The following is a 19,764-nucleotide window of genomic DNA, read 5'->3' as shown; positions in this document are numbered from 1 at the left end:
CATGCTCCCGATCGGGGGACCGGGAAACCATGCGCCGGTCACAACAACCGACAGAACAGACCTGAGATTCAGTATTTAACACGCAGTCACCCACGTGCCGGCACCAACCCAAGTCACCATCTGCCGACCATGCGACAAAAACTTGATTCATCACGCTATTGAGTTCTCAAACAACATCCGCACACCGGTGCTGACCAGGTTTGTTCCCCCGGTCGCTCTCGGCGACCCGGATTAATCTACACACCTCACCGCGCCGCCACAAACCGCCAGGTCAGAGCACCTGTGGCACCATGGTCACCATGACCGACAGCACAGACATCCAGGCTCTTCTCGCCCAACGCTACGGGCACGCGGCGTCCTTCACTCCCCCGTCCTGGAACAGCACCCTTGATCGCATGGTCAGTCACCGCTCTGTCCGGCAGTGGTTACCCCGCGACGTCGACGATGCCACGCTGCGCACCATCCTCGCCGCCGCGCAGTCCGCGCCAAGTTCATCCAACAAGCAGATCGTCTCGGTGATCGCGGTGCGGGATCAGAGCACCAAGGAGCGTCTCGCCGCCGTCGGTCGGCAGATGTCCAGGCACATCGTCGATGCACCTGTCACTCTCGTCTGGCTCATCGACTTCTCCCTTGCCCGTTTCCTCGCGGACAAGGAGAACCAGGATGCAACCACCGAGGGCACTCCCCCGCCCATCGATGCCGGCCACGGTGTGACCGGTCGTCCCGCCACCGATCTCGGCGCGCTGCACTACATGGACGAGCCGATGATGGCCGCGGCCGACATCGGTATCGCCTCGCAGAATGCGGCCCTCGCCGCGGCGTCCCTCGGGCTCGGCACCGTCTTCCTCGGTTCCCTGCGCAATGACATCGACGAGGTCCGCGACGCTCTCGGTATTCCGGAGACCGTGGTCCCGTTCCTCGCCCTCGAGCTCGGATACGCGGACCCGGCGGAGAACGCCGGCATCAAGCCCCGGCTTCCGATGGAGCTTTTCCTCCACGAGGACCGCTACCGGAACCCCGACGATGATCCCGCCGCCACCACGGAGCTGCTCGAGTACTACAACGGTGCCCTGGCGTCCTACTACTCCCGTTACGGCGCGCACCCTCGGTGGTCCGACCAGCTCCTCAACCGGTTGAGCGCGAAGGCGACCGAAAAGTCGAAACGGCGCTTCCTCCGGGACATCCTGGTCAGAGCCGGGTTCCACCTCAGCTGAATGGTAAAGATGACATGTCAACTATATTGGCGTAGAGTCACCTTCATGAACACCACAGACTGGCCGGACACCACCCACATCACCTCTCTCACCGTGGACAGTGACCCGAACCTGCCGCTGAAGAAGCTCGGCTTCCTCACCATCGGCACCTTCGATCCCGCCGACCCGGTCACCGGCATCAACGCCACCCTCGACATGATCAGCCTCGGCGAGGACCTCGGTTTCGACAGCGCCTGGCTGCGCAACCGCCACATGCAGTACGGCATCACCTCACCGATGACCGTCATCGCCGCCGCGTCCCAGCGCACCAGCCGTATCAGCCTCGGCACCGCCGTCACCCCGCTCGGCCCCGAGAACCCGCTGCGACTGGCCGAGGACATGGCCACCGTCGACCTGCTCACCGGCGGTCGCCTCAACCCCGGTGTCTCCGTCGGCACCCCGATGCGCTTCGACGGGTGGAAGGACGCCCTCTACCCGGACACCGCCGAGACCGAGGACTTCTCCAAGCGTCGTGTCTCCCGACTCGTCGAGAACGTCCGCGGCGACCACGTCGGTAATTTCCCGACCCTGAAGAACGCGGAAGAGTTCTCGGACGTCGTCCAGCCGCACGCCCCGGGGCTGGTCAACCGCCTCTGGTACGGCTCCGGCTCGCGCTCCTCGACACAGTGGACCGCGGAGAACGGTCTCAACTTCCTCACCTCGAGTGTCATCTCCGCCGAGGTCAGCGACAACTTCGACGTCAACCAGCGCGACCAGATCGACCTCTACCGCGAGCACTACTCCGACGTACTCGGCGGGACACCGCGGATCTCCCAGGGCCTCGTCGTCATCCCCACCGACCACGCCACCGCCGAGCAGAAGGCCCGCTACCAGGCCTATGTCGACCACCGGGCAACGGTCGGCGTCGGCCGCATCCGGCAGTTCGGCCCGAAGAAGATGATCACCGCCCCCGACCTCATCGGCAGCTCCGACGAGATCGCCGAGCAGCTCATCGAGCTGGCCGCCTTCCGCGCCGTCGAAGAGGTCGCTTTCGCTCTCCCCTTCGACTTCGAGGCGGACGACTACACCCAGATCCTCACCGACATCGCCGGTGGACTCGCCCCGAAGCTCGGGTGGATCCCTGCCGCGTAGGCTCGGCATACATGACTGGACAGCCACTCGACCGCGTCCTCACCGGCCTCGACGGTTCCGGGTACGGCAGCTACCGGAAACTCACCGGCCGCCGCTTCCCGGTCGGTGATCCCCGGGATGACCTGGAGCTCACCCTCGAGCACGTCCAGGCTGATCCCTATGCCCCACCGTCGGCACTGCGTGTCGACCTTCCGCTGCGCTACACCGGCATCCCCGAGGACCTTCTCGCTGACCCTGTCCCGGTGCGCGACCATCTCCTGCGACGCCTGGTGGAAGCCATCGACCGGCGTAATCCCCGCGGCGGCAAGTCAGCCGGTCACCTGCGCATCGACGTCCCCGGCCAGGAGGTCCTCGACCGCAGTGCTGTCACGGTGCAGAACGGCGACATCCTCCGCATCCGCCTGCAGGCCGCCCTGCCGGCCCACGGCCGCCGGATCAACGGTCGTGCCGCGGTTGACCTGCTCTGCGGTATCCTGCCGGACGTCCTCGGGGACGCCCTGCTCGATCTCACCGAGGAACTGATCGAACCCCTGCGCAGCAACGTCGACATCTGGCGTGAACAGCAGTTTCTCCGGAGTGTACTCCCCGACCGGAATCTCATCGGCTTCCTCGCCGACGGCGCGGTCCTGCCCCGTATCTCCGGAGACTCGCAGCATCCGCTGAAGGACGCCGTGCCCTTCACCTCCCCGGCGAGTCTGCGCACGACCATCGACCTGCCGTCGGGTCGGAGTATCACCGGACTCGGCATCCCCACCGGTGTGACCCTCATCGTCGGTGGTGGCTACCACGGCAAATCCACGGTGCTCAAGGCCCTGGAACGAGGTGTCTACGACCACGTTCCCGGTGACGGCCGCGAACACTGTGTCACCGTCGACGACGCCGTCACCCTGCGCGCCGAGGACGGACGGGCGGTGCGCGACGTCGACATCTCCGCCTTCCTCCACGATCTGCCCGGGCAGACGGAAGCCACGGACACCACCCGCTTCTCCACCACCAACGCCTCCGGCTCGACATCCCAGGCAGCTGGACTGGTCGAGGCGTGCGAGGCCGGGGCGTCCTGCCTGCTCATCGACGAAGACACCTCGGCGACGAACTTCCTGGTCCGCGACGCCCGGATGCGCGTCCTCGTTCCCGCGGACAAGGAGCCGATCACTCCGCTGGTGGACCGTGTCCGGGCGCTCCACCACGACCACGGGGTGTCGACGGTGCTTGTCACCGGCGGGTCCGGGGCTTTCCTCGACGTCGCGGACACGGTCATCATGCTGGACGCCTACCACCCGGTAGATGTCACCACACAGGCCCGTGACCTGGCGGAACCGGTGGCGGAGAGCGCTTCCTTCCCGATGCCCGGAGACCGCACGCCCCGGGTAGGCAAGACCAGGAAGCCACCGCAGGCGAAGGAGCGGGACACGATCAGGCACGGCGACGGCGAGATCGATCTGTCAGCCTGCGTCCAGCTCATCGACACCTCACAGACCCGCACGATCGCCGCACTGCTCCCCCTGCTCGACAAGACCCCCGGCACGCTGGCCGACAAGGCCCGGACCCTGCGCGACCGGATCCGCGACGAGGGCTGGGAGATCCTTCCCCGGGCCACCGGCAGTCTGGCGCTGCCGAGGGTCCAGGAGATCACCGCCGCCGTGAACCGGCTGCGCTGAACCGCTGCACTCCGGCGACTCCCACGCCGGCGACCAGTGCCCAGAACGCTGCCCCGATCCCGAAGAACGTCGTGCCTGAGGCGGCGACGAGAAAGGTCATGATCGCGGGCAGTCGCAGCGATTCGTCCGACCACGCCCCCTGCACCGCACCACCGAAAGCGCCCAGCAACGCCACACCGGCGACAGCGGCGAGCAGCCCGACCGGGGCGGACGCCGCCAGGGCCACGATCGCCGCGGCGGACACCGCGAGCACCAGGTAGGTCGACCCGCTCCACACCGCATTGCGCCAGCGCAGCTCCTTGGCCACCCCGGTCGCCGGGTCGGCGGAGAGGGCTGCGGAGATCGCCGCGAGGTTGATCGCGCTACCACCGGCCGGTGCGACGAGCAGACTACCGACACCGGTGGTGACCAGGGCGTCCTTCCACGGGGTCTCGTAGCCGAAGGTCTTCAGTACCGCGACGCCGGGAAGGTTCTGCGAGGCCATGGTCACCACGTACAGTGGCAGCGCGATACCGACGACCGCCCCGGGGCTGAACGTCGGTGCGGTGAACTCCAGGTGCGGGGCCATCGCGGACGTGTCGAGGGAGGCGGTGTCATCGATGAGCAGGTGGACCGCGATGACCACGCCGGCGGTGAGGAAGGTCAGCGGCACCGCCCATCGCGGGATGAGGACGGTGCCGACCAGCCACACGACAAGCACGGGGATCACCGCGCCCGGCGAATCCTCCAGCCCCGTCACCGCCTTCATGCACAGCGGTAGCAGCACCCCGGCGAGCATCGCCTGGGCGACCGGGGTGGGAATGGAGGACGCCAGCCTGCCGAGCGCGGGCCACAGCCCGGACAGCACGAGCAGCAGGGCGCAGACGATGAACGCGCCGACGGCGTCCCCGAACCCTTCGGCGGACGCCCCGGCGGTGCCGAGCACTGCGCCGCCCGGGGTGGACCAGGCCGTCGTCACCGGGACACGGTGCCGCAGCGCGAGCCACAGGGTGGACGCCCCGACGACGAGGCACAGGCCCAGCAGGCCACTGGCTGCCTGTCCGTCGGTGGCACCGACGGCGTGGAGACCGGTGAGGATGACGACAAAGGAACCGGTGAAACCGACCAGTGCGGTGATGATGCCTGCCGACGCAGACAATGACGCGGGAGCGGGACCAGTAGATGTCACAGGTCCCGCATGATACTCCGCGTGGTGGGTGCTTACTCCAGCCCCTCACCGGAAGGGGAGACGAGGATCTTCACGGCGGTCTCGTTGCGGTTGATGAGGGTGTCGAAGCCCTCGTCGACCAGGCCGTCGAGGCCGATCTTGCCGGTGATGAACGGCTTGAGGTCGATCTTCCCGGATTCGACCAGCTTGATGGTGTCCGGGTGGGAGTTGACGTAGCCGATGGTGCCGCGCAGGTCGATCTCCTTCATGACGAGCTTGTGCATGTTGAAGTCGGACTTGTGGCCCCAGATGGAGACCACGACGATGACACCGGTGGGGCGCACCGCGTCCATCAGCGTGTCGAGGACGACCTGGACGGAGGTGCACTCGAAGGCGACGTCGGCACCCTTGCCGTCGGTGAGCTTGTTGACCTCGTCGACGATATCGGTCTCGGCGGGGCTGAAGGCGTGGGCGGCGACGCCGGAGTCCAGGGCCTTCTGGCGGCGCAGCGGGGACAACTCGGACATGACGACGGTGACGCCCATGGCGTTCAGGACGGCGGCGGTGAGCAGGCCGATCGGACCGGCGCCACCGATCAGCGCGACCTTGCCGGCGCCGTTCTCCTCGGTGATGCCGGAGCGCTTCACGGCGTGGTAGCCGACGGACAGCGGCTCGATGAGTGCGGCCTCGTCGAGCGGGAGGGAGTTGTCGATCCTGTGCACCCAGCGACGGCGCACGACGATGTTCTCCGAGAGTCCGCCACCGCGTCCTGCCAGTCCGATGAAGTTCATGTCCTCGGAGAGATGGTAGGTGTCGTTGTCGGTGGAGGTGTCCACGTCATCGCGGATGATGTAGGGCTCGACGACGACGTGGTCGCCGACACTGAGGTCGGTGACGCCCTCGCCGACCTCGGAGATGACGCCGGAGAACTCGTGGCCGAGAGTGACCGGGGCGGTCTCCCCGGAGATCGGGTGCGGGGTCTCGCAGGTCGGGCAGAAGATCGGGCCGTCGAGGTACTCGTGCAGGTCGGTACCGCAGATGCCGCACCAGGCGACGTCGATGCGGACGGTGCCGGGCTCCAGGGTCTGCTGGTCGATGTCCTCGATGCGGATGTCGTGGTTGCCGTAGTAGCGTGCTGCCTTCATGGGGTTCTCCCTGTTCTCGGTGTTTTTCGCGCGGGGCGGACTGTGGTCCAACCTCCCGCTGACACTTACCGATCGTAGGCCTCCCCGGTCACAGAGGCACTGTGAGAAAGTAGACCCTCACAAAACCTCCCCCCGGGGGTTGCGTCAGAGACTCTCCAGCAGTTCGGTGAGCAGATCCACGTAGCCCGGCGCGGTCTCCAGCACGACGCGCACGGTCGCCCCGGGCACATCCCCCGGCGCCTTGCGCTGACTGCGCAGATCACAGACGGTACTGCCACGCGAGGGACCGTCGGTACAGTCGACTTCGACATGGACCCGCGGGGCATCCAGCAGCTCCACCTCGCCGAGCATGATCGCCGCGGCGAGCGGGTCGTGCAGGGCGGCGGCGCGGCGCCCGAGAACCACGGTCTCGTAGAAATTGAGGTACACGTCGAGCATTTCCCCGCAGGCCCGGGCATACGGGGAGGCGGCCCCGGCGAGGCGTCGCCGGTACGTCTCGTCGAGGGTGTGCTCCATCGTCGTGTCCAGCGGCACCAGGGTCACGGGCCAGGACGCCGCGACCGTGGCCTGCGCGGCCTCCGGATCGTGCCAGATATTCGCCTCTGCGGCGGGCCGGGCATTGCCCGGCACCAGGGCCGCTCCACCCATGACGGTCACCCCGGCGATGCGGTCGACCAGCGTCGGATCCCGGACAAGCGCGTGGGCCAGGTTGGTCAGCGGGCCGATGGCGAGGATCTGCAGTTCGCCGGCGTACTCATGGGACAGCCGGACCAGGAGGTCCATGGCGTCCTCTGTGTCCTCAGTGTCCGGGGCGGCGTCCACTTCCGGCAGGGATGCGCGGACGCCACCGATGCCGTCGTCGCCGTGCACCGCGACCGCCCCGCCGGAGAACTCCCCCACCAGCGGTTTCCCCGCTCCGACCGCGACGGGGACGGCGTTGTCGCCGGAACGTCCGGCCAGGGTCAGCAGGCGCAGCGTGTTCTCGGCGGCACCGGCGGCGTCGATGTTGCCGTGGACGGTGCCGACGCCGACGAGCTCCGCGTTCGGGGACGCCAGCAGGTGCCCGAGGGCGAGGGCGTCGTCGATACCGGTGTCGCAGTCGAGGTAGACGGGGTGGAGAGTCTCGGTCATTCCCGGGAGTCTACTGACCTCACCTCCTGACCACCCGCTTCTCCCCGGCCGGGACGGCGACATCGAGAACGTTCACCGCCGACGGCAACGGGCACAGGTACGCGTCGGAGAAGGCGAAAGCCGGCAGCCGGGCGGCATTGAAGTCGATGGTGGTGTGGCCGTCCGGGTCTGCGGCCGGCACGTTGAGGAATCGGAAGGGATGGGTGCCGGCCTGCGCCCCGGCGTCCCCGAAGGAGACGAAGTAGTCACCGTTCTGCTCCGTGACCTGCAGGCGGTGTGACTCCCCCGGCGCGTCACCGGGAACGGAGAAGCTCAACCAGCCGACGACCTCTCCGGGCCCCTCCACGCCGTCAGCGCTGATGACGGTGACTGTCTGCGGGTCCGCGGTGAACTCCGCATCGACGACCCAGGCGTCATCCTGCCCGAAGACCTCGACCCCGGTCACGGAACAGGCGCCGTCCGAGTCGCGGTCGAAGGTGCGCAACGCAGCGACCCCGGCGCGGGCATGTCCAGCGAGGACGCGCCCACCGTCGACGATGCGGTCACCGGGGGCAAGCCGGACCTGTCCCTGCGGGTTGTCCGGGAGCCCGGTCCCGATGACAGCACCGTCAGCGGTGTACCAGGTTCCGGGGGCTCCGGGGACGGTGACGGCGTCTGACGGGGAGGACACCCGGATCCAGTGGGTGCCGGTGAGCGCCGCGAATTCCTGCTGGTCGGCGGTGAGAGGCCTGATGTCGGTGAGCGTGGTTGTGCCTGCTGCGGTATCTGGGTGTGTCATGGCCCTACCCTGCCCCGGTCGTGCACGGGACGCCAGTGATGCGTTCACCGTGAGCCCGTCGGAACTGCGGTACACAGGAGACCATGACTCTCATTACCGCCACTGCCCTGCGCGACCTGCTCACCACCGAGGCTCCGGTCCGCGTCCTCGATGTCCGGTGGGCGCTCGCCCACCCCGACGGACAGGACGCCTTCGCCGCCGGTCACATCCCCGGAGCGCAGTACGTTGACCTGGACTCCCAGCTCAGCGACCATTCCCGCACCGGGCTGGGACGCCACCCCCTGCCGACCGGTTCTGCACTGCAGGAGTCGCTGCGCAGCCTCGGCGTCTGTGACGGCGACACGGTCGTGGTCTACGACGACGCCCAGGCCGCCGGGTCCTCGCGTGCCTGGTGGACACTCACCGCCGCAGGAGTGAGTGATGTACGGGTCCTCGACGGCGGGTGGGCCGCCTGGCAGGCCGACGGCGGCGAGAGCGAGACAGGTACGGGGAGGACGCCGACCCCGGGTGATGTCACCGTCACCCGTGATGACCTGTACGACGGCGCCCGTCGCGTACTGACCGAGGAACAGGCCGCACACACCGGGGGACTCGGCGTCCTGCTCGACGCCCGGGCACCGGAGCGATACCGCGGGGAGACCGAGCCGATCGACCCGGTGGCCGGGCACATCCCCGGTGCTGCGAACCTCCCCTCGACCGCGGTACTCGACGAGGAGGGCCGGTTCCTGCCGGCGGATCAGTTACGCGAGGTCTTCGCCGGTGTGGGTGTTGCGGAAGGTGACGGTGACCCGGTCTCCGGGGCCTACTGCGGCTCCGGGGTCTCGGCCGCGGTCCTCGTCGCCGCAGCGGACTCTGTCGGCATCAACCTGGCGCTGTTCCCCGGTTCCTGGTCCCAGTGGTCGCAGGACCTCGTGGACAGGTCCGCTAGTCACACCGGGATGGACTGACCGCGAGTTTGCGCCGACTTTTCGCCCCATCTGTGGCACAGAGTTGGTGATGTGTCGGCGCAAACTCCCGAGGAAACGGGTGGACACCTACCCCACGAACCGCGCGACCAGCGACCGGTAGGCCTCAACCGTCAACCGCAGGTCCTCGAGGTAGAGGTGCTCGTCATGGCTGTGCAGTTCGGCGTTGATGTCCGCCAGCGACCGCTCACGGGCGTTCAGTGCGAATCCGTAGCCCACTCCCCCGAGTCGACGGGCGAAGCGCAGGTCCGTTCCACCGGCCGAGAGCACCGGGACGACTGCGGCGTCCGGGAAGAACTCCCCGATCGTCTCCGTGATCGCGCTGTACAGCGGGGTGTCCACCGCACTGACCTCGGCAGGCTCGCAGAGCAGCCGCTCGAACCCGACCTCGTCGGCGAGGTCTCCCAGCGCACGGCGCAGCTCGGCGTCCACGTCGTCGTCGGTCTGCCCCGGCAGCGTACGGATGTCCAGCTCCAGGTACGCCGAACTCGGCAGCACATTGATCGCCTTGCCCGCAGAGAGCACCGTGGGCGAGACCGTGAGGTGGGAGACCGCGTGGGCGTAGCGGGCCAGGTCGGCGAAGGCGAGGTAGTCGTCCTCCACCGGGGCGGTGACCAGCGCGTCCTGGATCTCCGGGGAGAACCGGAAGGAATTGACGAACCCTGACCACAGCGGATCCTGCGACACCGCCGGGGTGATCACGGCGATGCGGCGGGCGACCTCGGCGATCCGGGCGACGGTGAGATCGCGGCCCCACGGCTGGGATCCGTGGCCGGGCTCGCCGGTGACGTACAGGCGACGCTGTGCCGCACCCTTCTCCCCTACGGTGACGATCACGGCGTCCGACCCGTCGGCGACGGGCAGGTGCGAGCCACCGGTCTCGGAGATGCAGTTGCGCCAGTCGAGCACCTCCGGGTGCTCGGTGGAGAGCCACTTCGCGCCGAATCCACCGCGGGCCTCCTCATCGGCGACACCGACGAAGGTCAGCGTCCCGCGGGGAGGACGCCCGGCCAGCGCCTCGCGGGCGACCTCACGGGTCACCACGGCCATCGGAGCGGTGAGACCGAGCATGTCGATCGTGCCGCGACCGTAGATCCGGGCGTCCTCACCGGACCCCTCGATCTCGGCACCGAAGGGGTCGCGGGTCCACTGGGCGGCGTCCACCGGAACGACGTCGGTGTGCCCGAGGAAGGTCAGCGGCTCCGCGGACGGGTCGGAGCCGGGCACAGTGACGATGATGCTGGTGCGACCGGGGCGTGGCTCGAGCCGCTGCACGGTCACCGCACCGGAGTCTCGGCCTGCGGCGATCTCCGCGGCGAAGAACTCCTCCAGGCTGTCGGCGTTGCGCACCTCCTGGCCCGAATCCGGCGTGAGGTCGTTGACGCAGGCGTTGCGGACCAGGGTCTGCAGCAGGGTCACGGAATCATCGAAGAGGGTCACGCGGCGTCCTGCTCTTCAGCATCGTCGGCCTCCGGCACGAACCAGTAGCCGTCCTTGTTCTCCTCGGCGAGGAAGTCGGCGAACTCGTCGGAGTGGTAGGCGTCGATCACGGCCTGCGCCCAGCCGGAGTCGACCTGGTCGGACTGGGTGACGGCGACAAGCACGAGCTCCGGCAGCAGTTCCTCCTGCAGGACCTGCAGCTTCGGGTCGGTGCCGGCGGCATAGGAACGGGAACCGGGGATGACCGCCCAGTCGACGTCGTCGAGGGCACGCGGGATGATCGACGAATCCACCGTGTTGATCTTGAGGTTGTGCGGGTTCTCGGCGATGTCCTGTCCGGTGATCTGCGTGTCGTCGGTGCCGGGCTTCAGCGTCAGCCAGCCGGCCTGCACGAGGATGCGGTAGGCGCGGGAGGTGTTGGAGGAATCGTCCGGGATGGAGACGGTCTGACCGTCCTTCACGTCATCCAGACCGGTGTGCTTCGAGGAGAACAGCCCGGCCGGCACGGTGGGAATCTCCGTGAGGGACGCCAGGTCAGCCCCGGAATCCCGGTTGAACGCCTCCATGTAGGCGGTGTGCTGGTCGACGTTAAGGTCCGCACTCCCCTCCTGCAGGGCGATATTCGCCTGCTGCAGTTCGGTGTAGTCCTTGAACTCCACGGTGTAGCCCTCGTCCTCGAGAATCGGGGCGACCCCGTCACGGAAGAGGTCGGTGTAGGGCCCGGGGGACGCGGCGACGCGGATGGTCTGGTCGTCGCCGCCGTCACCGTCGTCGGCGCAGGCCGAGAGACCGAAAGCCAGGCCGGCGACGAGGGTCGTCGCGCCGAGGGTGCGGATGATGCGGGAAGTGTGCATGGAATTCTCCTGTCATGGGAAAGCGCCGTCAGTCATCTCAGACTAGACCAAGCAGTCTGTTTTGGTGACGGTGGGGGTACCGGGAAGGAACCACGCCTACCCTGGTGACCATGAACGGGTTCGCTGCCGTGGACTTCGGGGTCGCCCGTGAGGTCCTCCAGCGGGGCATCGCGGCGCTCTACCTCATAGGATTCCTCTCCACGCTCCTCCAGTTCCGACCGCTGGCAGGCGAGCACGGTCTGCTGCCCGCCCCGGCGTTCCTCGACAAGATGCGCCGGCTCCGGGAACACAGCGGGAAGAAAGCACTGCGCCCCACCGTGTTCAGCCTGGTCAGATACACCGACCGGCGCCTTGTCGCCCTGTGTGCGACAGGCTGCGTCCTCGCGGTCCTGCTCATCGCCGGACTCCCCCAGGCCGGCCCACCGTGGGTGCCGATGCTGTGCTTCCTGGCGATGTGGGGCGGCTACATGTCCGTCACCGCGATCGGCCAGCGCTTCTACGGCTTCGGCTGGGAGATGCTGCTGTGCGAGGCAGGATTCCTCGCCGCCTTCCTCGGCTCGACCTCGCAGCCGCCGCCGACGGTGATACTCGTACTGTTCTGGTGGCTGCTGTTCCGGCTGGAGTTCGGTGCCGGGATGATCAAGATCCGGGGCGGACGCGAGTGGCGTGACCTCACCGCCCTGACCTACCACCACGAGACCCAGCCGATGCCCGGTCCCTTCAGCCGGACCGCACATCTGCTGCCCCGCTGGTTCCACAGGGGCGAGGTCATCGGAAACCACGTCACCCAGTTGGGCGTGACCTGGCTGCTGTTCGTTCCGGTGCTCTCACTGTTCACGGAGGATTCCTGGCCGCTGATTGTCGGAGCGGTCGCGGCAGGCATCATGGTGGTGACGCAGCTCTGGCTGGTGCTGACCGGCAACTTCGCCTGGCTGAACTGGGCGACGATCATACTCGCCTTCGCCGCCGTGGGGATCTTTGCGTCCGGTTCCAGTTCCGGTTCCAGTTCCGGTTCCAGTTCCGTGGAGGACGCCGAGCTGCCGCTGTGGTGGATGATCCTCACCACCGCCGTCGCCGTCGGTTACCTGACGCTGAACTGGCCGGCGGCGCGCAATCTCTTCTCCCGGAACCAGGTGATGAACGGCGCCTTCAACCGGTGGGGTCTCGGCAACGCCTACGGTGCCTTCGGGACGGTGACGAGGACCCGCACGGAGTACGTCATCGAGGGGACGCTGGCCGAGAATCCGTCCGAGGAGGACTGGGCCGAGTACCAGTTCCGCGGCAAACCGGGCGACGTGATGCGGCGTCCCGGTCAGTTCGCGCCCTACCACCTGCGGTTGGACTGGATGATGTGGTTCCTGCCCCTGGGAGACCGGCTCGACGGCTGGTTCGCCGTCCTGCTGCGCCGCCTGCTCGAGGCGGACGCACCGACGCTGCGACTGCTGGCGTCCGACCCCCTCGACGGCCAGGCACCCACAGCCGTGCGGGTGATCTCGTACCGCTACCGCTTCACCGACCGGGCCGAACACCGGAGGACCGGCGCGTTCTGGGTACGGGACCGTCGCTACGAACTGGTCCCGTCGGTGGATCTGGAACAGATGCACCGGATCAGTTGATCGGCCGACGCGCTCTACTGCGCGTACCTGTCGAGTTCGCCGAGCGCGCGGTCGATGACTTCGAGGCCGCGGACCAGGTCCTCCTCGGAGATGACCAGCGGCGGGCCGACGTGGACGCCGTTGAAGTGGGTCCACGGCCACACGCCCCCGGCCTGACAGAGCTCCGTGAACTCCGCCATCGGGGCGTTGTCGGCTCCGGCGGCGTTGAACGGGACCAACGGTTCGCGCGTCTCCCCGTCCTTCACCAGCTCGATGGCCCAGAACAGGCCGAGACCACGTACGTCACCGACGACCGCGTGCTTCTCCTTCATAGCCTCCAGGCGGGGCCTGACGACACGCTCGCCCAGATCGCGGGTGCGCTCGAGAATGCCCTCGTCGACGAAGGTCTTCATCGACTCGACCGCCACAGCACACGCCAGGGGGTGACCGGAATAGGTCAGGCCGCCGCCGAAGGAGCGGTGGGCGTAGAACTCGCGGATCTCGTCGGAGATGACGACGCCGCCCAGCGGCACATAGCCGGAGTTCACGCCCTTGGCGAAGGTGATGAGGTCCGGCTCGATGTCCCAGTTGTTCACCGCGAACCACTGGCCGGTGCGTCCGAAACCTGCCATGACCTCGTCGGCGATGTAGAGGATGCCGTACTTCGTGCACAGCTGGCGCACGCCGGCGAGGAAGCCGGGCGGCGGGACGAGGATGCCGTTCGTCCCGACGACGGATTCCAGGACGATCGCGGCGATGGTGCCCGCGCCCTCCAGGATGATCTGCTGCTCCAGGGAGCGCAGTGCCGCGGCGGTCTCCTCCTCGGCGGTCTCGGCCTGCCATATCGAGCGGTACAGGTAGGGACCGAAGAAGTGGACGACAGAGCCGTCGCCCGGCTCATTCGACCAACGACGCGGGTCACCGGTGAGACTGATCGCCGTGGAGGTCGCACCGTGGTACGAGCGGTAGGCGCTCATCACCTTCGGCCGGCCCGTGAACGCGCGGGCCATACGCACGGCGTTCTCGTTGGCGTCCGCCCCACCGTTGGTGAAGAAAACGTGGTTGAGGTTGCCGGGGGCGACCTGGGAGATCATCGCGGCGAGCTGGGAGCGGGCGTCATTGGCGAAGCCGGGGGCGATGGTCGGCAGGGTGTCCGCCTGGTCCTTGATCGCCTGGATGAGCCTCGGGTGGCTATGACCGAGGTTGGCGTAGACGAGCTGTGAGCCGAAGTCGAGGTACTCCTTGCCTTCGTAGTCGGCGAAGGACGCCCCGGAGCCGGACGCGACGGGCAGCGGGTTGATCTCGTCCTGGGCGGACCAGGAGTGGAAGACGTGGGCGTGGTCGAGATCGCGGATCCCGGCGTCGGTCGACGGGCGGGCAGGGAAGTAGCTGTCGGATGCCTGTGCAGTGGTGGTCATGACTGTGCCTTTTCCGGTGGGGTAGCTAGTTGGTGGGGAAGCCCATGGTGATCTGGGACTCGGACGGTAGCGGCCAGCGTTCGGTGACGACCTTGCGGCGGGTGTAGAAGTTGAATGACTCCGGGCCGTACATGTGCGTGTCACCGAACAGGGAGTCCTTCCAACCACCGAAGGAGAACGACCCGATCGGCACCGGGATCGGCACGTTGATGCCGACCATGCCGACCTCGATGTCGAACTTGAAGGACCGGGCGGTACGTCCGTCGCGGGTGAACACGGCGGTGCCGTTGGCGTAGCGGCAGTTGTTGATCAGCTCGACCGCCTGGTCGTAGGTGTCGACGCGCACGACTGACAGGACCGGTCCGAAGATCTCCTCGTCGTAGACCGCCATGCCGGGCTTCACGTTGTCGACCAGGGTCGGGCCGGTGAAGAAGCCGGTGGTGGGCATGTCATGGTCCCGGCCGTCGACGACGACGGTCGCACCCTCGGCGGCAGCACCGGCGACGAAACCCTCGATGCGCTGCTTGGACGCGGCGGTGATCACCGGGCCCATGTCCGCACCCGGGGTGGTGCCGTCGCAGACCTTGACGTCCTTGATGCGCTGTCTGATACGGGCGACGAGATCGTCGGCGATGTCACCGACGGTGACGACGACCGAGACGGCCATGCAGCGTTCACCGGCGGCACCGTATCCGGCGGAGATCGCCGCATCCGCGGCGGCATCGAGATCGGCGTCGGGCATGACGACCATGTGGTTCTTCGCCCCGCCGAGGGCCTGGACGCGCTTGCCGTTGGCCGCGGCACGGGTGTAGATCGACCTGGCGATCGGGGTGGAGCCGACGAAGGAGACAGCCTTGATGCGCGGCTCGTCGAGGATGGCGTCGACGGTGTCCTTGTCGCCGTGGACGACATTGAGCACACCATCAGGCAGGCCGGCCTCGCGGAAGGCCTCGGCGAGCCAGAGCACGGCGGAGGGAACCTTCTCCGAAGGCTTGAGGATGACGGTGTTACCGGCGGCGATGGCGGTGGTGACCATCCACAGCGGCACCATGACCGGGAAGTTGAACGGGGTCACGCAGGCGACGACACCGACGGGCTGGCGGATCTGGGACACGTCGACGCCGGTGGACGCCTGCTCGAGGGATTCGCCTTTCATGTGGTGGACCAGGCCGGCGCAGAATTCGACGTTCTCCAGGCCGCGGGTGATCTCGCCGTCGGCGTCGTCGAGGACCTTGCCGTGTTCGGCGGTGACGATGGCGGCGAGTTCGGCGCGGCGGGCGACGATGATCTGGCGGAGGCTGAACATGATGTTCGCGCGCTTGGCCATGCCGGTCGCACGCCAGCCGGGCAGGGCTGCGGCTGCGACGTCGACGGCGTGTCCGAGGGTGGTGGCGTCGGCGAAGGGAAGGGTGCCGGTCTGCTCACCGGTGGCCGGGTTGTACACCTCTCCGGTGCGGTTCGCGGTGCTGATCGCCTCGCCGCCGATGAGGTGGTGGAGGGTCTCGATGTCATTGAGGGTGCTGGTCATCTCAGCTCCTGTGAGTCGTGGTTTCGCCGTGCTGTCCCCTCGGACATTACGGTGGCGAAACCGGCGGCACATCGGCGGTCTGTGGCAGTCTGAGCCTGTGACTGAACAGACTGTCAAGCACACGCTGACCGTGCAGGAGACGCTCGCGCTGCCCGCGTTCCGGAACACCGCGGTGCGCGTCCGCGTCGGCGGAGACCAGCTCGACCGGCCGGTGCGTTGGGTGCATGTCGCCGAATCCGCCCGCGCCGGTCACCTGCTCCGCGGCGGCGAGCTGCTGCTGGCCACGGGGTCCGGCTGGGGTGCGGACGCCGCGTCCCGGCGCGCCCTGGTGCGCTCCTTCCACGACGCCGGTGCCGCGGCCCTGGTGCTGGAGATCGGCCAGTACTGGTCCGAGGTGCCGGCGGAGGTCGTGGCGGAGTGCCGTCGGACCGGGCTGCCGCTGATCACCACAGGGTCGGAGATCCGCTTCATCGATGTCTCCGAGCAGGTGCACTCCACACTGCTGGGTCGGGAGATCGCCCGGGTAGAGGCGATGCGCGAGGTCGCCGAGACGTTCACCGCGATGATCGTCGACGGCGCTCCCCCGCAGCAACTCATCCTCCAGGCTGCCCGGCTGCTCGGTGCGGCGGTGGTGCTGGAGGATCCGGCGCACCGGGTCGTGTACTACGCGGTGGGCCTGGAGCTGCCGTCGTCACTGCTGGACAACTGGGCGTCCCGCTCGACGCGCTGGTCGGCGGCGGTCGGCCGGGTCGGGATGGTGGCCGAGCCGGTGGCGTTGCCGGATGCCGCGGGCTGGTGTGTGGATGTCATGGCCCGTGGGACGCACTGGGGTCGGCTCATCGTGCTCGGTGATCCGTCGCCGGTGGCGGGGACAGCGCATGTGCTGCGGCAGGCGGCCATGGCGTTGGCGGTCGAGCGGCTCGGTGCGTCACGCCCGTTCACCTGGGAGGACCTGCTGCACCGCGCGGCGATGGACCGGCTGACCGGCAACCTGTACACCACCACCGACGGGCTGGCGGAGGTGCTGGCGGCGTCCGGGTTCCGGACGCGCAACCGCTCACTCATTGCAGTGGAGGTGCGGGGTGGTGGTGCTGATATGGATGCTGTGGCCGTGCGCCGGATCGCGGACCGGACCGGCTGGGATGTGCTGGCCGCTCCGGGCGAAGTCCATGACAGCGAGGCATCGGGTGATCCGGCCGACCGGATCTGGGCGGTGGTCTCGGCGCCTGTCGGCGGCGACCCGCTGTCGATGCTGAAGTCGCTGACGGGTTGGCCGGAGGCGTCGGTGCTGCTCTCCCCGGTGCGGCGGGACGCCAGCGACCTGGCCCGTGCGCTGCGGGCGCTGTCCCGGGTGACGGAGGCAGAGCCCGGCGTCACAGTCATCGGAGGGACGCCGGTCTCGACTCTCGTGGATTCGTTGAGCGCCGATGTGCATGTCCGGGACTTCTCCCGGTGGCTGCTGGGACCACTGGTCGACCATGATGCGCGGCACGGCGGGGACCTCGTGGAGACACTGCGGGTGGTGCTGGAGCATCCGGCGTCCCGGTCTGCGGCGGCGACGGCACTGCACCTGTCGCGAACCTCGCTCTATGCGCGGATCGCCACGATCGAACGGCTGCTGGACATGAATCTGGGTGACGGCGAGGTGCAGTTCGCGCTGAGCCTGGCGGTGCGGGTGCGGTGAGTTGACGGGACTCTACCACCTCCGCAGCCCCATCCAGGAGCTTCAGATCTGCGTCAGGCAGGAATGTGGACCTCTGTGGCACAGAATGCCGGATTCGTGCCTGACGCAGATGTGCTGCACGATGGCGGACCCTGGCTAACCTCCGACGGCCCCGGCCGCCCTGCCTCCACTTACCCCCGCGTCGGCTGCGGCGGGTGCCCGGAACCGATGGAGACCCGGTTGTAGGCGTTGATGAGCACCACCGCCCACTCCAGCGCCGCGACCTGCTCGGCGGTGAGCACAGCCAGTGCAGCCTCCACGGCGTCCTCCGGAGTAGTGCGTCCGGACCCGGGTTGCGGTTCGGTGAGTGCTTCGGCCAGGGCCAGAGCGGCACGCTGCTGATCAGAGAAGAATCCTGAGCTGTCCTGCCGCCAACTGGGAAGCAGGTCCAGCATCCGCTGCTCCACCCCGGCTTTGCGCGCGCCCGGAACGTGGATGGACAGGCAGGTCGGGCAGCCGTTGATCTGGGAGACCCGCACATCCACCAGTTCGATGAGCGCCGGTGACAGCCCGGCGGCCTCGTAGGCCTCCTTGGCGACTCGGGTCGTGTTGTTCAGGGCCCGGTAGACGGCGGGCTGGGTCTTGTCGATATAGGGACGTTGGCTCATGCGTGATCTCCGTCCTCCTCGACGGCGGCGATGTCTGCGGCGTCGGGTTCACGGTGCGGCCCGTCCCAGCCGTGCTTGTCGATCCAGGAGTGGACGTAGGGACACACCGCGACGACTGTCCGCCCGGCGTCGCGGGTGTCTGCCAGGGCGTGATCCACGAGAATGCCGGCCAACCCGCGTCCGGCGTAGTCGTCGCCGACGACGGTATGGAAGAAGACACGGGCGGGGATGCCGTCCTCCTCCCGGTCGAGGAAGTGGGTGAGGCCGGCCGGGGAGTCCTCACCGGGGATCCACAGCCCGTAGGCGGTGCCGCCCGGGGTCAGACGGATCTCGACAGGGTGTCCGGAACGGTCGGTGGCCCGGGTGGGGACGGACATGGTGGCCTCCTTCGGCCGATAGGGGTCGTCACCGGGACGGGCGACGGGGGCGGGGTTGGACCTGGCGCGCAGCATGACTGCCGGCACATCGGGGGCGGGCAACCGGTCTGGACCGTCCGGGTCATGGCCGACATACCCGGTGACCTCACCGAAGCGGTCACCGTGGGAGTTCCACTCGGCCTGGAACCGGCGGATCTCGGCGTCGTCCCGACCGACGAAGTTCCACCACATCACCACCTGCTCGGGGAACGGCGTACCACCGAGCAGGATGAGCCGGGCCGGCGTATCCCCGTTGCGCAGCCGCAGGACAGCGGCGCCGGTGCCGGTGTAGGCCAGTTCGGTGCGTTCCACGGTCACGCCCTCGACGGTGACGGTGCCGGTGTCCACGAGGACGCCGTGCTCGAAGTCCGGGTCGACCGGCAGATCGAGGGATGCTCCCGGCGTCAGGCGGATCTCCGCACCGACGAGCGGTGTGAAGGTGTGTACCGGTGATGTCTCACCGAGGAGGGAGCCGACGAAGACGAGGGCCTCCCCACCGTCGAAGGGCACCGTGTCCGGGGCGTGATGGTCGAAGCGTCGGGCTCCGTGGCGGGCGGTCTCCGGCAGAGCGGTCCACAGTTGGACGCCGTGGAGAATGTCGGTGCCGTCGGTGGAGACCTCGGAGTGGCAGATCCCGGCACCGGCGGTCATGAAGTTGACCTCGCCGGGACGGACCGGAGCCTGTACCCCACCGGAGTCATTGTGATGGATGCTCCCGGCGAAAAGCCAGGTCACGGTCTGGAGCCCGGTGTGCGGGTGCGGGGCGACGTCCATGCCGCCGGTCCGGACGACCCGGTCGGGACCGAAGTGGTCGATGAAGCACCAGGCCCCGATGAGACTGCGTCGACGTTGCGGCAGCGTGCGGTGCACTGTCATGGAACGCACCCCGCCGAGCGGGACGTCGCGCGCGGTGATCAGTTCCACCGTGACATGCGGGTCGCCGGCGGCGCAGACGACCGGGACAGGATCGTGATCGTTGACGGACATCGCGTCTCCCTCAGTGTTTTAGTTGA

Annotated in this window: 16 protein-coding genes and 1 pseudogene; 6 read left to right on the top strand and 11 right to left on the bottom strand. The window is 68.1% G+C overall.

The window, feature by feature from the left end; genetic code table 11:
- Positions 1-299 precede the first annotated feature (299 nt).
- The 3 genes from Q0A27_RS03465 to Q0A27_RS03455 are packed head-to-tail and all read left to right on the top strand — an operon-like array spanning position 300 to position 4,003.
- Positions 300-1,214: a nitroreductase family protein gene (locus Q0A27_RS03465; RefSeq protein WP_367273303.1), complete on the top strand. Its 915-nt coding sequence runs from the start codon at positions 300-302 to the stop codon at positions 1,212-1,214.
- 45 nt (positions 1,215-1,259) lie between these two features.
- Entirely contained in the window at positions 1,260-2,345 is a 1,086-nt protein-coding gene (locus tag Q0A27_RS03460) for an LLM class flavin-dependent oxidoreductase (protein ID WP_291473678.1), read from the top strand.
- 11 nt (positions 2,346-2,356) lie between these two features.
- On the top strand, positions 2,357-4,003 hold the full coding sequence (locus tag Q0A27_RS03455) for an ABC-ATPase domain-containing protein (protein WP_291473677.1): 1,647 nt from the start codon (positions 2,357-2,359) through the stop codon (positions 4,001-4,003).
- On the opposite strand, the gene Q0A27_RS03450 is transcribed toward Q0A27_RS03455, so the two are convergent.
- The 4 genes from Q0A27_RS03450 to Q0A27_RS03435 all read right to left on the bottom strand — a co-directional run bounded on the left by Q0A27_RS03450 (position 3,975) and on the right by Q0A27_RS03435 (position 8,204).
- Positions 3,975-5,171 carry a benzoate/H(+) symporter BenE family transporter gene (locus tag Q0A27_RS03450; RefSeq protein WP_291473676.1) on the bottom strand — a complete coding sequence of 399 codons (1,197 nt, stop codon included), beginning with the start codon at positions 5,169-5,171 and terminating at the stop codon, positions 3,975-3,977. The genes Q0A27_RS03455 and Q0A27_RS03450 overlap by 29 nt on opposite strands.
- Positions 5,172-5,203: 32 nt before the next feature.
- A complete protein-coding gene (locus Q0A27_RS03445) occupies positions 5,204-6,295 on the bottom strand; it encodes a 2,3-butanediol dehydrogenase (protein ID WP_073884765.1) in 1,092 nt (363 codons plus the stop codon).
- 144 nt (positions 6,296-6,439) lie between these two features.
- Positions 6,440-7,426 carry a nucleoside hydrolase gene (locus tag Q0A27_RS03440; RefSeq protein WP_291473675.1) on the bottom strand — a complete coding sequence of 329 codons (987 nt, stop codon included), beginning with the start codon at positions 7,424-7,426 and terminating at the stop codon, positions 6,440-6,442.
- 19 nt (positions 7,427-7,445) lie between these two features.
- A complete protein-coding gene (locus Q0A27_RS03435; RefSeq protein ID WP_291473674.1) occupies positions 7,446-8,204 on the bottom strand; it encodes a DUF1684 domain-containing protein in 759 nt (252 codons plus the stop codon).
- Positions 8,205-8,287: 83 nt separating this feature from the next.
- Here Q0A27_RS03435 and Q0A27_RS03430 point away from each other — a divergent pair, with 83 nt between their 5' ends.
- Positions 8,288-9,151: a sulfurtransferase gene (locus Q0A27_RS03430; RefSeq protein ID WP_291473673.1), complete on the top strand. Its 864-nt coding sequence runs from the start codon at positions 8,288-8,290 to the stop codon at positions 9,149-9,151.
- Positions 9,152-9,238: 87 nt separating this feature from the next.
- Here the strand turns inward: Q0A27_RS03430 and Q0A27_RS03425 are convergent, their stop codons facing one another.
- Together Q0A27_RS03425 and Q0A27_RS03420 are read right to left on the bottom strand one after the other, a co-directional pair.
- Positions 9,239-10,609 carry a M20/M25/M40 family metallo-hydrolase gene (locus Q0A27_RS03425; RefSeq protein WP_291473672.1) on the bottom strand — a complete coding sequence of 457 codons (1,371 nt, stop codon included), beginning with the start codon at positions 10,607-10,609 and terminating at the stop codon, positions 9,239-9,241.
- Complete coding sequence (locus Q0A27_RS03420) at positions 10,606-11,463, bottom strand: MetQ/NlpA family ABC transporter substrate-binding protein (protein ID WP_291473671.1); 858 nt, start codon at positions 11,461-11,463, stop codon at positions 10,606-10,608. The genes Q0A27_RS03425 and Q0A27_RS03420 overlap by 4 nt, the downstream gene beginning before the upstream one ends.
- A 110-nt stretch (positions 11,464-11,573) precedes the next feature.
- On the opposite strand from Q0A27_RS03420, the gene Q0A27_RS03415 reads away from it, so the two are divergent.
- Positions 11,574-13,079, top strand: a complete 1,506-nt coding sequence (locus Q0A27_RS03415; protein WP_291473670.1) for a lipase maturation factor family protein — start codon at positions 11,574-11,576, stop codon at positions 13,077-13,079.
- Positions 13,080-13,093: 14 nt separating this feature from the next.
- Here the strand turns inward: Q0A27_RS03415 and Q0A27_RS03410 are convergent, their stop codons facing one another.
- Both Q0A27_RS03410 and Q0A27_RS03405 read right to left on the bottom strand, forming a co-directional pair.
- The gene (locus Q0A27_RS03410) at positions 13,094-14,476 is read right to left on the bottom strand and encodes an aspartate aminotransferase family protein (protein ID WP_291473669.1); all 1,383 of its coding nucleotides are present in this window, start codon (positions 14,474-14,476) and stop codon (positions 13,094-13,096) included.
- A gap of 25 nt (positions 14,477-14,501) precedes the next feature.
- Positions 14,502-16,004: a CoA-acylating methylmalonate-semialdehyde dehydrogenase gene (locus Q0A27_RS03405; protein ID WP_291473668.1), complete on the bottom strand. Its 1,503-nt coding sequence runs from the start codon at positions 16,002-16,004 to the stop codon at positions 14,502-14,504.
- 97 nt (positions 16,005-16,101) lie between these two features.
- On the opposite strand from Q0A27_RS03405, the gene Q0A27_RS03400 reads away from it, so the two are divergent.
- The gene (locus tag Q0A27_RS03400; protein ID WP_291473667.1) at positions 16,102-17,688 is read left to right on the top strand and encodes a PucR family transcriptional regulator; all 1,587 of its coding nucleotides are present in this window, start codon (positions 16,102-16,104) and stop codon (positions 17,686-17,688) included.
- Positions 17,689-17,858: 170 nt separating this feature from the next.
- On the opposite strand, the gene Q0A27_RS03395 is transcribed toward Q0A27_RS03400, so the two are convergent.
- The 3 genes and pseudogenes from Q0A27_RS03395 to Q0A27_RS03385 form a co-directional block, all read right to left on the bottom strand.
- Positions 17,859-18,335 carry a carboxymuconolactone decarboxylase family protein gene (locus Q0A27_RS03395; RefSeq protein ID WP_291473666.1) on the bottom strand — a complete coding sequence of 159 codons (477 nt, stop codon included), beginning with the start codon at positions 18,333-18,335 and terminating at the stop codon, positions 17,859-17,861.
- The gene (locus Q0A27_RS03390; RefSeq protein ID WP_291473681.1) at positions 18,332-18,712 is read right to left on the bottom strand and encodes a GNAT family N-acetyltransferase; all 381 of its coding nucleotides are present in this window, start codon (positions 18,710-18,712) and stop codon (positions 18,332-18,334) included. The genes Q0A27_RS03395 and Q0A27_RS03390 overlap by 4 nt, the downstream gene beginning before the upstream one ends.
- Before the next feature lie 33 nt (positions 18,713-18,745).
- Positions 18,746-19,738, bottom strand: a pseudogene (locus tag Q0A27_RS03385) (pirin family protein); the annotation flags it as partial.
- Positions 19,739-19,764 lie beyond the last annotated feature (26 nt).

It is taken from the genome of Corynebacterium sp. (genome assembly GCF_022712275.1).
Classification (GTDB): Bacteria; Actinomycetota; Actinomycetes; order Mycobacteriales; family Mycobacteriaceae; genus Corynebacterium.
This window is presented reverse-complemented; position numbering and strand designations above follow the sequence as displayed.

Coding starts and splice junctions, on each gene's coding strand:
- Q0A27_RS03465 (WP_367273303.1), top strand. CDS start 300: ATGACCGACAGCACAGACATCCAGGCTCTTCTCGCCCAACGCTACGGG.
- Q0A27_RS03460 (WP_291473678.1), top strand. CDS start 1,260: ATGAACACCACAGACTGGCCGGACACCACCCACATCACCTCTCTCACC.
- Q0A27_RS03455 (WP_291473677.1), top strand. CDS start 2,357: ATGACTGGACAGCCACTCGACCGCGTCCTCACCGGCCTCGACGGTTCC.
- Q0A27_RS03445 (WP_073884765.1), bottom strand. CDS start 6,295: ATGAAGGCAGCACGCTACTACGGCAACCACGACATCCGCATCGAGGAC.
- Q0A27_RS03440 (WP_291473675.1), bottom strand. CDS start 7,426: ATGACCGAGACTCTCCACCCCGTCTACCTCGACTGCGACACCGGTATC.
- Q0A27_RS03435 (WP_291473674.1), bottom strand. CDS start 8,204: ATGACACACCCAGATACCGCAGCAGGCACAACCACGCTCACCGACATC.
- Q0A27_RS03430 (WP_291473673.1), top strand. CDS start 8,288: ATGACTCTCATTACCGCCACTGCCCTGCGCGACCTGCTCACCACCGAG.
- Q0A27_RS03420 (WP_291473671.1), bottom strand. CDS start 11,463: ATGCACACTTCCCGCATCATCCGCACCCTCGGCGCGACGACCCTCGTC.
- Q0A27_RS03415 (WP_291473670.1), top strand. CDS start 11,574: ATGAACGGGTTCGCTGCCGTGGACTTCGGGGTCGCCCGTGAGGTCCTC.
- Q0A27_RS03410 (WP_291473669.1), bottom strand. CDS start 14,476: ATGACCACCACTGCACAGGCATCCGACAGCTACTTCCCTGCCCGCCCG.
- Q0A27_RS03405 (WP_291473668.1), bottom strand. CDS start 16,004: ATGACCAGCACCCTCAATGACATCGAGACCCTCCACCACCTCATCGGC.
- Q0A27_RS03395 (WP_291473666.1), bottom strand. CDS start 18,335: ATGAGCCAACGTCCCTATATCGACAAGACCCAGCCCGCCGTCTACCGG.
- Q0A27_RS03390 (WP_291473681.1), bottom strand. CDS start 18,712: ATGTCCGTCCCCACCCGGGCCACCGACCGTTCCGGACACCCTGTCGAG.